The sequence below is a fragment of the Streptomyces verrucosisporus genome (assembly GCF_017114865.1).
Taxonomy (GTDB): Bacteria; Actinomycetota; Actinomycetes; order Streptomycetales; family Streptomycetaceae; genus Streptomyces; species Streptomyces fenghuangensis.
In genome coordinates, this window is sequence record NZ_JADEYH010000006.1 from 37566 (window position 1) to 49654 (window position 12089).

The window sequence follows — 12089 nt, forward strand, 5'->3', positions numbered from 1 at the left end:
ACACCGGCGTACTCTCCGCGGAACACGGTGTCCCCCAGGGGGTGGGTGTCTCAGTAGGACCTGGGCAGTCCCAGGGTCCGGTGGGAGACGAAGTTGAGGATCATCTCCCGGCTGACCGGCGCGATCCGGGCGACGCGGGAGGCGGTGACGAGGGAGCCCAGTCCGTACTCGCTGGTCAGGCCGTTGCCGCCGAGGGTGTGCACGGCGCGGTCGACGGCCCTCGCGCAGGCCTCCGCCGCCGCGTACTTGGCCATGTTGGCCGCCTCGCCCGCCCCCTCGTCGTCGCCCGCGTCGTACAGCAGGGCCGCCTTGCGCGTCATCAGACGGGCCAGCTCGATCTCCACGTGCGCCTCGGCCAGCGGGTGGGCTATGGCCTGGTGGGCTCCTATCGGCTCCTTCCACACCTGCCGGGTGCGGGCGTAGTCCACCGCCCGGGCGACGGCGAAGCGGCCCATGCCGAGCGCGAAGGCGGCGGTCATGATCCGCTCGGGGTTGAGTCCGGCGAAGAGCTGGAGCAGTCCGGCGTCCTCGTCGCCGACGAGCGCGTCCGCGGGCAGCCGCACGTCGTCCAGCACCAGTTCGAACTGTTTCTCGGGGGCGGACAGTTCCATCTCGATCATGTTGCGGGAGAAGCCGGGGGCGTCCCCGGGGACGATGAACAGGCAGGGCTTGAGCCGGCCGGTGCGGGCGTCCTCGGTGCGGCCCACGATCAGGGTGGCGTCGGCGATGTCCACACCGGAGACGAAGACCTTGCGGCCGGTCAGGACCCACCCCCCGCCGTCGCGGCGGGCGGTGGTGGTGATGCGGTGGGAGTTGGACCCGGCGTCCGGCTCGGTGATGCCGAAGGCCATCCTGTGGCTGCCGTCGGCCAGTCCGGGCAGCCAGGCGCGCTTCTGCTCCTCGGTGCCGAAGCGGGCGATGACGGTGCCGGTGATGGCGGGGGTGACGATGAGCATCAGCAGCGGGCAGCCCGCCGCGCCCAGTTCCTCCAGCACGATGGACAGCTCGGTGATGCCTCCGCCCCCTCCTCCGTACTCCTCGGGGAGGCTGACGCCCAGGTAGCCGAGTCTTCCGGCCTCCCGCCACAACTCGTCGCTCTGCCCGCCGGCCCGGCGCACCCGCTCGAAGTACTCGCGGCCGTAGCGTTCGCCGAGCGCGGCGACGGCCGCGCGCAGCGCCCGCTGCTCGTCGGTCTCCAGCAGTGCGGCCGCCGTGTGCCCGGCGTGCTGATCGGTGGTCAAGTGCCCGCCCCTTCGCCTTCGTCGGTCGCCGAACTCGCCGGTGGTTCCCCGGTGCCGTCGCGGACCTGCTCCCCGGAGGTGACGACGGCCAGGACCGCGCCGACCTCCACGCGCTGTCCTGCGGTCACCCGCAGCTCCCGCAGCACCCCGTCGGCCGGCGCCGTGACGTGGTGCTCCATCTTCATCGCCTCCAGCCACAGCAGCGGCTGTCCGGCCGTCACCGCGTCGCCTGCGGCGAGGTGGTCGGCGAGGCGTACGACCGTGCCGGGCATCCGAGCCAGCAGCGAGCCCGGTTCGGTGCGGGCGGCCGGGTCGGGGAAGCGCGGCAGCTCCGTGAAGGCGTACGCGCCCAGCGGCGAGTCCACGAAGACCCTCGTCCGCTCCTCTCCGCCTCCCGGGCCGGTTCCGCCGCCCGGCCCGTCCGGGTACGCCGCGACGTCGAAGCGGTGCCGTACACCGTCGATCTCCAGTTCGACGCGGTCGGCGGCGACGCGCAGGGCGCGTACGCCCGGCAGGTCCTCGGCGAGCGGCGGGACGCCGCGCGCGGGCCGGTAGCGCACCTGAAGCTCCGCCCCGCCGGGTTCGGCCCGGTAGCGCTTGGTCTGCGGGCCGGAGGGGAGGTTGCGCCAGCCGCCGAGCCGTCCGGAGACGGTCCGCGCGGCCGCGCGGCGCGCCTCGGCGTCCGCCAGGGCCGCCGCGAACGCCGCTGCGCGCAGGCGCCGTTCCCCGTCCGGGGGCTCCTGGCACAGGAGTGCCGGATGCCGGTCGTAGAAGCCGGTGTCCATGCGCGCGGAGGCGAAGTCGGGGTGCCGCAACGAGCGCACCAGCAGGTCGCGGTTGGTGGCCGGGCCGTGGACGCGGGCCCGCTCCAGCGCGTGGGCCAGTTTCCGCACGGCTTCGGCGCGGGTGGGCGCCCAGGCGATGACCTTGGCGAGCATCGGGTCGTAGTGGACGGTGACCTCGTCGCCGTCGCCCGCCCCCGCGTCCAGCCGCACTCCTGGGCCGCCGGGGACCTCCAGACGGTGCACCCGTCCGGTCTGCGGGCGCCACTGCCGGGCCGGATCCTCCGCGTAGAGGCGGGCCTCGACGGCGTGGCCGTGCGGCTCGGGCGGCCGGGCAGCGGGCAGCGTGGCGCCCTCGGCGATCCGCAGTTGCAGCGCGACGAGGTCGAGGCCGTACACGCACTCGGTGACGGGGTGCTCGACCTGGAGGCGGGTGTTCATCTCCAGGAAGTACGCCCGCCCGTCCGGTGCGAGGAGGAACTCCACCGTGCCCGCGCCCCGGTAGCCGACCGCGCGGGCGGCGCGCTCGGCCGCACCGTGCAGTGCGGCGCGCTGCTCCCCGGTCAGGCGCGGCGCGGGGGCCTCCTCGATCACCTTCTGGTGGCGGCGCTGGAGCGAGCAGTCGCGGGTGCCCAGGGCCCACACCGTGCCGTGGCCGTCCGCGAGCACCTGCACCTCCACATGGCGGCCGCGCTCGACGTAGGGCTCGGTGAAGACCTCGCCGTCGCCGAAGGCCGCCTCCGCCTCGGCCGACGCGGCTCGGATCCCGCTCTCCAGCGCGGCCGCCTCGCGCACGATCCGCATGCCGCGTCCGCCGCCGCCCGCCGCGGCCTTGACCAGCAACGGCAGGTCCTCCTCGCACGCCTCACCGGGCCGCACCGGCTCCAGCAGCGGCACCCCGGCCTTCCTCATCAGCTCCTTGGCGCGGGTCTTGGACGCCATGGCCTCGATCGCCCCGGGCGGCGGGCCGATCCAGACCAGTCCCGCCTCCAGTACCGCCCGGGCGAAGCCGGCGTTCTCGGAGAGGAAGCCGTAGCCGGGGTGGACGGCGTCCGCGCCCGCCGCCAGGGCGGCCGCCACGATCAGGTCGCCGCGCAGATAGGTGTCGGCGGGTGCGTCACCGGGCAGCGACACGGCCGTGTCGGCCTCCCGCGCGTGGGGGGCGTCCGCGTCCGCGTCGGAGTGGACGGCGACGGTGGCGACGCCCGTCTCCCGGCAGGTACGGAAGACGCGCCGGGCGATCTCGCCGCGGCCCGCGACCAGGACGGAGCCGATGGTCCGCTCCGCGTCCGGTTGTATCGACACGTCCACTCCTCACATCCGGAAGACGCCGAAGCCGCCGCGCGCGCCCGCCACCGGCGCGGTGTGCACGGCGGACAGGCACATGCCGAGCACGGTGCGCGTGTCGCGCGGGTCGATGACGCCGTCGTCGTAGAGCCGCCCGGACAGGAACACCGGCAGCGACTCCGCCTCGATCTGCTGCTCGACCATGGCGCGCAGCGCCGCGTCGTCCTCCTCGTCGTAGGGCCTGCCCCTGGCCGCCGCGGACTCGCGCATCACGGTGGAGAGCACTCCGGCGAGCTGCCGCGGGCCCATGACGGCGGACTTGGCGCTGGGCCAGGCGAACAGGAAGCGCGGGTCGTAGGCCCGGCCGCACATGCCGTAGTGGCCGGCCCCGTAGCTCGCCCCCATCAGCACCGACAGGTGCGGCACCCTGGAGTTGGAGACCGCGTTGATCATCATCGCGCCGTGCTTGACGATGCCGCCCCGCTCGTACTCGGTGCCGACCATGTAGCCGGTGGTGTTGTGGAGGAACAGCAGCGGGATGTCGCGCTGGTTGGCGAGCTGGATGAACTGGGCGGCCTTCTGCGACTCCTGGCTGAACAGCACGCCGCGGGCGTTGGCCAGGATGCCGACGGGGTAGCCGTGCAGGGCCGCCCAGCCGGTGGTCAGGCTGGTGCCGTACAGCGGCTTGAACTCGTCGAAGTCGGAGTCGTCGACGATCCGGGCGATCACCTCGCGCGGGTCGAAGGGGATCTTGAGATCGCCGGGCACGACGCCCAGCAGTTCGTCCTCGTCGTGGCGCGGCGGGCGTACGGCCGCCGGGTCGGGGGCGGGGTGGGCCTTGGGCCGGTTGAGGCGGGCGACGACGCGGCGGGCCTGGCGCAGCGCGTCGGGCTCGTCCACCGCGAAGTGGTCGGCGAGGCCGGAGACGCGGGCGTGCATGCCGGCCCCGCCCAGTTCCTCGTCGTCGGCCTCCTCGCCGGTGGCCATCCTCACCAGCGGCGGGCCGCCGAGGAACACCTTGGCGCCTCCGTCCACCATGATCACGTGGTCGGACATGCCGGGGACGTAGGCGCCGCCGGCGGTGGAGTTGCCGAAGACGACCGCGATCGTGGGGATGCCGGCCTCGCTGAGCCGGGTGAGGCCGCGGAAGAGGGCTCCGCCGGGGATGAAGACCTCCTTCTGGCCGGGCAGGTCCGCCCCGCCGGACTCCACCAGGCTGATGAGCGGTAGCCGGTTGGCCCGGGCGATCTCGTTGGCCCGCAGGGCCTTCCTCAGCGTCCAGGGGTTGCTGGCTCCGCCCCGCACGGTCGGGTCGTTGGCGGTGATCAGGCACTCGACGCCCTCGACCACGCCGATACCGGTGACCAGCGAGGCGCCGACGGTGTAGTCACTGCCCCAGGCCGCCAGCGGGGACAGTTCCAGAAAGGGGGTGTCGGGGTCGAGCAGCAGCTCTGTGCGCTCGCGGGCCGGGAGTCTGCCGCGCCCGCGGTGGCGGGCGAGGTACTTCTCCCCTCCCCCGGCCAGGGCCTTGGCGTGCTCGGCCTCCAGTGCGTCCAGTTTCGCGAGCATCGCCTCGCGGTTGGCGGCGTACTCCGGCGCCGTGGTGTCCAGCGCCGAGCGCAGAACGGTCACAGCAACTCCTCGGGTATGTCGATGCGTCGGGAGCGCAGCCACTCCCCCAGCGCCTTGCCCTGCGGGTCGAAGCGGGCCCGGGAGGCCACGCCCTCGCCGAGGACGCCGTCGATCACGAAGTTCAGGGCGCGCAGGCCGGGCAGCACATGCCGGGTGACGGGCAGCTCGGCGGCCTCCGGAAGCAGTTCGCGCAGCAGGGCGGTGGTGAGGGTGTGTGCCAGCCAGCGCCAGGTCCGCTCGTCGCGCACCCACACGCCGATGTTGGCGCTGCCGCCCTTGTCCCCGCTGCGCGCCCCGGCCACCGCCCCCAGCGGGGCCCGGCGGGTGGCGCCCGGCCTCCGCCTCGGCAGGGGCTCGGGCAGCGGGGGCACGGCCACCGGTTCCAGGGGCCGGGTGGTGCGGGGCGGCGGCACCGCGATCCGCCGCCCGTCGGGCAGTACGGCCGTGTGCGGCACCTCGGCCGCGTCCAGGTACGCCGTCTCGAAGACGCCGTACGGCGCCCCCTTGCCCGGCGGGGCGGTGACGTGGAAGCCGGGGTAGCTGCCGAGCGCCAGCTCGACGGCGGCGCCGCTGACGGCCCGCCCCACCCGTTCGGCGTCCGCGTCCCGCACCACGAGGTGGAGCAGGGCGCTCGCCTCCTGCTGTACGGGCGCGTCCGCGTGGTCGGTGCGGGCCAGGGTCCAGCGGACCTCGGCGGGGCGGCCGCCGGGCGCGGCGTCCAGCCGGTCCTCCATCTGCCGGCGCACCAGCGCCGCCTTGGCCTCGACGTCCAGGCCGGTCAGGACGAAGACCACCTCGTTGCGGAAGCCGCCCAGGCGGGTCAGGCCCACCTTGAGCGCGGGCGGCGGCGCCTCGCCGCGCACGCCCTCGATCCGCACCCGGTCCCGTCCGTCGGCCCGCAGCCGTACGGTGTCCAGACGTGCCGTCACATCGGGCCCGGCGTAGCGCGCTCCGGCCGTCTCGTACAGCAGCTGGGCGGTGACGGTGCCGACGGTCACCGCCCCGCCGGTGCCCGGGTGCTTGGTGATCACCGAGCTGCCCTCACGGTGGATTTCGGCCAGCGGGAAGCCGGGGCGGCGCACGTCGATCCCCTCGGCGGCGAAGAAGGCGTAGTTGCCGCCGGTGGCCTGGGTGCCGCACTCCAGCACGTGCCCGGCGACCATGGCGCCGGCCAGCGCGTCGCGGTCGGCCGGGTCGCCGGGGTCCCAGTCGAAGCGGGCGGCGGCTGCCCCGGTGACCAGTGCGGCGTCGGTGACCCGGCCGGTCACCACCACGTCGGCGCCCGCCTCCAGGCAGGCGGTGATGCCGGCGCCGCCGAGGTAGGCGTTGGCGGTGAGGACGCCCTCGCCCCAGCCGCCGCGGGCGGTGACGTCGTCGCCCTCGACGTGCGCCACCCTCGCCGGCAGGCCGAGCCGGCCGGCCAACTCCCTGACGGCACCGGCCAGTCCGGCCGGGTTGAGCCCGCCGGCGTTGACCACCAGCGGCACCCCGCGCTCGACGGCGAGACCGAGGGTGTCCTCCAGCTGCCGCGGGAAGGTCTTCGCGTAGCCGAGGCCGGGGTCCCTCGTCCGGTCCCGGCCCAGGATCAGCATGGTCAGCTCGGCCAGGTAGTCGCCGGTCAGGACGTCCAGCTCACCACCGGTGAGCATCTCGCGCACCGCGTCGAAGCGATCGCCGTAGAAGCCGGAGGCGTTCCCGATCCGCAGCACCCCGCCGGCCGGGCCGGGGGTCACCGCGCGGTTCCGTACCCGCGTTCGCCCCGCGCCCGTCCGGCGCCGGGAGGCCCCGCGAAGGCCTGGGCGATGGAGAGCCAGCCCTCGGCTCCGGCGCCGGTGGCACGCAGGGCGGTGTCGTCGCGGTGCACGCGCCGGGTGACGAGCAGGCAGAAGTCCAGCGCGGGTCCGCTCACGCGCTGCGGGGCGTCGGCGGGTCCGTACGTCCACAGCTCGCCGGGGCCGCCGGCGGCCGCCGGGGGCGGGGTGAGTTCGACGCGGAACGGCTCGGCGGGCGGCTCCAGTCCGTTCACCAGATGGGCGAAGTCCCGGGTCCGCACGCCGAGCCGGGCGACATGGCGCAGCCGGGCGGTCGGCTCGCGCCGCACGCCGAGCGCCCCGGCGACGTCCTCACCGTGCGCCCACGTCTCCATCAGCCGGGCCGTGGCCATGCCGACGGGGCTCATCGGCGGCCCGTACCAGGGGACGCGGCGCCTGCCCGGGTGCCCGGCCAGTTCCGAAAGCGCACCGGCGAGCCTCCGCCGCCCCGCGCGCCACAGTGCCAGCAGCGCGCCGGGCGGCAGCGCGGCGCCGCGGCGGGCTCCGTCGTCGACGTAGGTGTCCACGGCCGCCGGGGCCGAGAACGCCGCCTCGGCCTCCCGCCGGAACCCCTCGGGATCGCGGGCGGCGAGCAGGGCGCGCTCGTCGGTCCAGGCCAGGTGGGCGATCTGGTGGGCGACGGTCCAGCCGGGTGCCGAGGTGGCGGCCGTCCACCGCTCATCGGCCTTCCCGGCCAGGGGGGCGACGAGCGCGTCCAGCTCCTCGCCCTCGCGCCGCAGGTCATCCAGCACCTCGTCCGCAGCCGTGCCCGGCATGCCGCTCTCCCTCACCTCGGCCGTGTGGGCTTCCCCGTCCGGTGAGCGTGACAGGGACGACAGAAACAAGCAAGCACGCATGCATGGTTTTCTGCGGCCGCACTGCCGGCACCGGACGGGGACACGCGGTGGGCCGGGGAACAGATGCCCCGCCGACGGGGTTCCGCAGGAAGCCGCCCGGTCCTCACCGGGCCGGCACGAGGCGGCCGCCGGCCGCTCCGACCGACGGAAACGGAAGGGCGAGCGATGAAGATCGGCATCATCGGCGCGGGCAACATCGGCGGCAACCTGACCAGGCGGCTGACCGCACTCGGCCACGAGGTGTCGGTGGCGAACTCGCGCGGACCGCACACCCTCACCGAACTGGCCCAGGAGACCGGAGCCACCCCCGTGACCGCCGCCGAGGCGGCACGCGGCGCGGAGATCGTGGTGGTCACCGTCCCGCTGAAGGCCGTGCCCGACCTGCCCTCCGGGCTGCTCGACGGGGCCGCGCCCGGGGTGGCCGTCATCGACACGGGCAACTACTACCCGCGGCAGCGCGACGGCCGGATCGACGCCATCGAGGACGAGGGACTGACCGAGAGCCGCTGGACCGAGCGGCAGATCGGCCACCCGGTCGTCAAGGCGTTCAACGGCACCTACGCCCAGGACATCGTCGACAGGCCGCGCCCCGCGGGCGATCCCGGACGCATGGCCCTGCCGGTGGCCGGGGACGACGAGGGCGCCAAGCGCCGTGTGCGGGACCTCGTCGAGGAGATGGGCTTCGACACCGTCGACGCGGGCGGCATCGACGACTCCTGGCGCCAGCAGCCCGGCACGCCCGTGTACGGACTGCGGGCCGGCGCCGGGGAGGTCGCCGCCGCGCTGGCCGAGGCGTCCCCGGAGCGGCCGGACGACTTCCGTGCCTGACGCCGCGCCGCGCCGGGGGCCGGGGCTGGGGCGGGGCGGGGAGACCGGTACGCCACGGGCCGGGCTCCCCGCGCCGGGGGCCGTCAGCCCTCCCCGTCCCGCTCCCCGGCCTCGCGTCCGCCCGCAGCCCTCCTCTCCTCCGTCTTCCCTTCCCTCCGCCGCCCCGCCCGCCTGCCCGCCTTCTCCGGCTCCTCGCGCTGCGGCCCGTTCGCGGCCATACCCGCCGCCGTCGGCATGAAGTCGCTGAGCAGTTCGTGGGTCTCGCGCACCAGGGGCCGCAGCAGGCGGAAGCGGGTCAGGGATATCGCGCGGGCGACGATCGGCGCCACGCGCTCGGCCAGGCGGCGGCTGTTGGCCGAGCCCTCGGAACGGTCGTAGACCCAGAACAGGACCATGCCCATCTGCTGGAGCCAGAGCAACCGGGGCAACTGCTCGGCGAGTTCGGGATCGTAGGCGGTGTCCGCACCCGCCAGGGCCCTGCGGTGGACCTCGATCGACGCCTCCCGCGGGCCCTCGGACTCCGCGGAGAAGGGGCTGAGCGGACTGTCGGGGTCGGCGGCGTTCTTGAAGAACTGGGCCGCGAACTCGTGATAAGGCTCGGCGATGTCCAGCCAGGTGAGGAGGACCCCGCGGATGCGTGCCGCGAGGTCCCTCTCGCCGTCCAGGACGGCCTCGGCGGCCGCCTGGTGCTGCTCGGTGATCCGGTCGTAGAAGCCCTGGATCAGGTGCTCCTTGCTGCCGAAGTAGTAGTACGCGTTGCCGACGGAGACTCCGGCCTCCTGGGCGATGGCGCGCATCGTCGTACGGTCGTAGCCGCGCTCGCGGAACAGGCGCAGGGCGGTCTCCAGGATGAGGGCCCGCGTCTGCTCGCTCCTGGGCCGCCGGGCGGGCCCGGCGGCCTTCTCCGGCTCGCCCCGCCTCCCGGCTCCGGGGGCCGCGGTGGGCTCGGAGGAGCCGGCCGCGGCGTCCTCGCGTACGGATCTCGGTGCTGCTTCCACACGGGTGAGCCTAATCGGGCGCCGGACAGTCTCCCCCGCAGGCCGGGGGGAGGGAGGAGGCCGGAGCCCGGCCGGTGAAGGTCCAGCCCGTGCCGGGGTCGTAACTCCATCCGTCGTCCGCGCGGTAGGCCGTCCCGCCCCAGCCGCCCTCCCGGTCGCCGTCCCCGTCCGGCCCCCGCACCGCTCGCCGGTACTTCGCCGCGGCGAGCACCGCCGCGCGCGCCAGCGGTGCGCCCGCCGGAGTGCTGAGCCGGTGGGCCGCGGACCGGTACCCGGCCAGGGCCCACAGGCACACGATCCAGGCGGCCGGCCCGCGGTAGACCTGTCCCCCGTCCCCCACGACCGTGATCTCCTCCAGGGTGCGGCCGTGGTCGAGCCCCGGCAGCCTGCGCCGCGCCTCGTCCGAGCCGGCGGGCACCAGATCGAGGGGGACGAGTTTGCGCTGCCGCGCAAGCCAGTCGCGGATGTGCCGGCACAGCGGGCAGCCCGCGTCGTACAGCACCGTCAGCCGGCGTACCGGGGCGCCCCGGTGCCCGGCGGCCGTTCCCGTCACGCCCGCCACGTCCGTCACGCCCCGGCGGCCGGAGCGGTCCAGCCCTGCGGCGGCACCGGGGGCGTCTGCTCCCGCTCCATCGCGCCCCGCCGCCGGATCCGGTTCAGCACGTAGACGTTCCCCAGGTGCAGCACGCCGAGGACCAGCAGCACCACGCCCAGTTGCCTCGACAGCGCCTCGAACACACCCCTGGTGTCGTGAACCGGGGCCCCGACCCGCAGGTACAGGGCGACGAAGCCGAGGTTGACGAGGTAGAACCCGACCACCAGCAGGTGGTTCACGGCGTCCGCGAGCTTCTCGTTCCCGCACAGGACGTCCTCCAGGAAGATCTGCCCGTTCCTGCTGAGCGTGCGTGCCACCCAGACCGTCAGACCGATGCTGACGGCCAGGTAGACGACATACGTGACCACGGTGAGATCCATGCCCCGCCCCTTCGTGAAGCGCTCTTTGAACGTGTTCAAAAATCTGCTGCCATGGACTGTAGACCTGTTTTTGAACACGTTCAAGTCCGTTGCCCGGCAAGGAGGATGGGGCCGGAGGCCCTCTTCGGCAGGTGGCGCGCGGCGCCCCGTCCCGAGTGCCTGACGCACGGAGGGCGGCGGATGCGCCATCGTGGGCGGCGGCGCCTTTCGCACCGGTGCGGCGCGGAGGGCGGTCCGCGCCGGACCTGCCGAAGGAGAAGAGGCCGTGAAGAGGATCGTCGCCCGGATCTGGCACCGCATCGGCGGCCCGCTGCAGTGGCGTCTGCTGTGGCTGGCCAACCCGAAGTTCATGGTGGGCGTCACCGGCGTCGTACGCGATGCGGACGGCAACGTGCTCCTGCTGCGGCACCGCATGTGGCGCGAGGACCGCCCGTGGGGCCTGCCGACGGGCTATGCGAAGAAGGGCGAGACCTTCCAGGAGACCGTCGTCCGCGAGGTGCGCGAGGAGACCGGACTCGACGTGCGCGTCGGCGAACTCGTCCGTCTCACCAGCGGGTACCGGCTGCGGGCGGAGGTGGCCTACGAGGCCCGGCTCACCGGCGGCACCCTCCGGGCCGATCCCCTCGAGATCCTGGAGGCGAGGTGGTTCGCGCCCGGAGACCTGCCCGAGGGGCTGCAGGATTCCCACCGGTCGCTGATCGGAAGCGGGTCCGGCTGATCCGGCCGCCCCGCTTCGCACCCCGGACCGCGGTCCGGGGTGCGAAGCGGGGCGGTCCGGTCCACGATGGAAGGCGTGACCGACGAGAAGCCGTCGCGGCCCCCGATCATCGTCTGGGGCGTGACACACGGGGACCGGCCGTTCCGCACGGTCCAGCTCGGTGACGGGACGGTCGGCCTGGCCCACGACATCACCGACGTGGTCCGGCTGGCGTACGACGCGGGGCTGAGTCCGGTGGACCTGGACGACCCGGCCACCGTGCGGTGGGTGGGCGGGGACAAGTACACCTGGACCTGAGCCGCCGTCCCGCTCCGGCAGCCAGGCGCCGCCTCACACGTCGTGGCCCCGGGCGGCGAGCCACCGGTGGACCGCGGCCTTGTCGGCCACGCTGACGTGCGCGGGCCCCTGCCTGGAAGGCCCCTCGTCCTCGTTGAACCCGGTGTCGGTGACCCGGGCCGTCACCCAGTCGGCCAGTTCCCTCGCGCCGTCGGAGGACAGGCGGCCCTGTTCCCACTCCTGCCGGGCCCGCCCGGCCGCCTCCGCATCATGGCGGGCGGCCTCCTCCAGCCAGACCGGTACCAGGCGCCGGACGGCCTGTTCGTCCGCCGGGTCGCCGGCGGGGGGTGTGCTCGGTGAATCGTTCATGTTCCGACGTGTGACCGGCCGGGCCGGATGCCATGCCCGATTCGCCCCTCCATGCCCCGGCAGGGTCAGCGCGGGGACCGGCGGGGAGTCAGCGGGGAAGGGTGCCGGCGCCGGCGCCCGGGTTCGTCTCCGGAGCCCGCCACCGCACGGTCCGTGCCGCCGGCCGCCTCCGGCCGGCGAGGTGGTCCAGCAGCCACACGGTGCCGTTCAGGCCCCAAGTGAGCAGGGCGAGGGCGGCGATGGGCGCGACCACCAGGCCGAGGATGAGAACGACGGTTTCCGTCACGGTGCCTCCTGAAACAACCGAACCGGGCT

General features: G+C 74.6%; 13 protein-coding genes. 3 read left to right on the top strand and 10 right to left on the bottom strand.

The window, feature by feature from the left end:
* Nucleotides 1-50 precede the first annotated feature (50 nt).
* The 5 genes from IQ279_RS09695 to IQ279_RS09715 are packed head-to-tail and all read right to left on the bottom strand — an operon-like array spanning nucleotide 51 to nucleotide 7529.
* Nucleotides 51-1241 carry an acyl-CoA dehydrogenase family protein gene (locus IQ279_RS09695; RefSeq protein WP_206347970.1) on the bottom strand — a complete coding sequence of 397 codons (1191 nt, stop codon included), beginning with the start codon at nucleotides 1239-1241 and terminating at the stop codon, nucleotides 51-53.
* Nucleotides 1238-3328, bottom strand: coding sequence for an ATP-binding protein (locus tag IQ279_RS09700; RefSeq protein WP_372445111.1), 2091 nt, complete (start codon nucleotides 3326-3328; stop codon nucleotides 1238-1240). Before IQ279_RS09700 ends, IQ279_RS09695 begins: the two co-directional genes overlap by 4 nt.
* Nucleotides 3329-3337: 9 nt before the next feature.
* A complete protein-coding gene (locus IQ279_RS09705; RefSeq protein ID WP_206347971.1) occupies nucleotides 3338-4942 on the bottom strand; it encodes an acyl-CoA carboxylase subunit beta in 1605 nt (534 codons plus the stop codon).
* Nucleotides 4939-6675, bottom strand: coding sequence for an acyclic terpene utilization AtuA family protein (locus IQ279_RS09710; protein ID WP_206347972.1), 1737 nt, complete (start codon nucleotides 6673-6675; stop codon nucleotides 4939-4941). The genes IQ279_RS09705 and IQ279_RS09710 overlap by 4 nt, the downstream gene beginning before the upstream one ends.
* Nucleotides 6672-7529, bottom strand: a complete 858-nt coding sequence (locus IQ279_RS09715; protein ID WP_206347973.1) for a TIGR03084 family metal-binding protein — start codon at nucleotides 7527-7529, stop codon at nucleotides 6672-6674. Before IQ279_RS09715 ends, IQ279_RS09710 begins: the two co-directional genes overlap by 4 nt.
* 144 nt (nucleotides 7530-7673) lie before the next feature.
* Here IQ279_RS09715 and IQ279_RS09720 point away from each other — a divergent pair, with 144 nt between their 5' ends.
* Nucleotides 7674-8438 (top strand): NADPH-dependent F420 reductase, encoded by a 765-nt coding sequence (locus IQ279_RS09720; protein WP_206347974.1) that lies wholly within the window; start codon nucleotides 7674-7676, stop codon nucleotides 8436-8438.
* A gap of 83 nt (nucleotides 8439-8521) precedes the next feature.
* Here the strand turns inward: IQ279_RS09720 and IQ279_RS09725 are convergent, their stop codons facing one another.
* The 3 genes from IQ279_RS09725 to IQ279_RS09735 are packed head-to-tail and all read right to left on the bottom strand — an operon-like array spanning nucleotide 8522 to nucleotide 10411.
* Nucleotides 8522-9436: a TetR/AcrR family transcriptional regulator gene (locus IQ279_RS09725; protein ID WP_206347975.1), complete on the bottom strand. Its 915-nt coding sequence runs from the start codon at nucleotides 9434-9436 to the stop codon at nucleotides 8522-8524.
* A gap of 10 nt (nucleotides 9437-9446) precedes the next feature.
* A complete protein-coding gene (locus IQ279_RS09730) occupies nucleotides 9447-9998 on the bottom strand; it encodes a thiol-disulfide oxidoreductase DCC family protein (protein WP_206347976.1) in 552 nt (183 codons plus the stop codon).
* 5 nt (nucleotides 9999-10003) lie between these two features.
* Nucleotides 10004-10411 (bottom strand): hypothetical protein, encoded by a 408-nt coding sequence (locus IQ279_RS09735; RefSeq protein WP_206347977.1) that lies wholly within the window; start codon nucleotides 10409-10411, stop codon nucleotides 10004-10006.
* Nucleotides 10412-10676: 265 nt separating this feature from the next.
* On the opposite strand from IQ279_RS09735, the gene IQ279_RS09740 reads away from it, so the two are divergent.
* Together IQ279_RS09740 and IQ279_RS09745 are read left to right on the top strand one after the other, a co-directional pair.
* Nucleotides 10677-11129 carry an NUDIX domain-containing protein gene (locus tag IQ279_RS09740; RefSeq protein ID WP_307792284.1) on the top strand — a complete coding sequence of 151 codons (453 nt, stop codon included), beginning with the start codon at nucleotides 10677-10679 and terminating at the stop codon, nucleotides 11127-11129.
* Nucleotides 11130-11204: 75 nt separating this feature from the next.
* On the top strand, nucleotides 11205-11426 hold the full coding sequence (locus IQ279_RS09745; protein WP_307792285.1) for a hypothetical protein: 222 nt from the start codon (nucleotides 11205-11207) through the stop codon (nucleotides 11424-11426).
* A gap of 33 nt (nucleotides 11427-11459) precedes the next feature.
* Here the strand turns inward: IQ279_RS09745 and IQ279_RS09750 are convergent, their stop codons facing one another.
* Both IQ279_RS09750 and IQ279_RS09755 read right to left on the bottom strand, forming a co-directional pair.
* The gene (locus IQ279_RS09750) at nucleotides 11460-11774 is read right to left on the bottom strand and encodes a hypothetical protein (protein ID WP_206347979.1); all 315 of its coding nucleotides are present in this window, start codon (nucleotides 11772-11774) and stop codon (nucleotides 11460-11462) included.
* 88 nt (nucleotides 11775-11862) lie between these two features.
* Entirely contained in the window at nucleotides 11863-12060 is a 198-nt protein-coding gene (locus IQ279_RS09755) for a hypothetical protein (protein WP_206347980.1), read from the bottom strand.
* Nucleotides 12061-12089 lie beyond the last annotated feature (29 nt).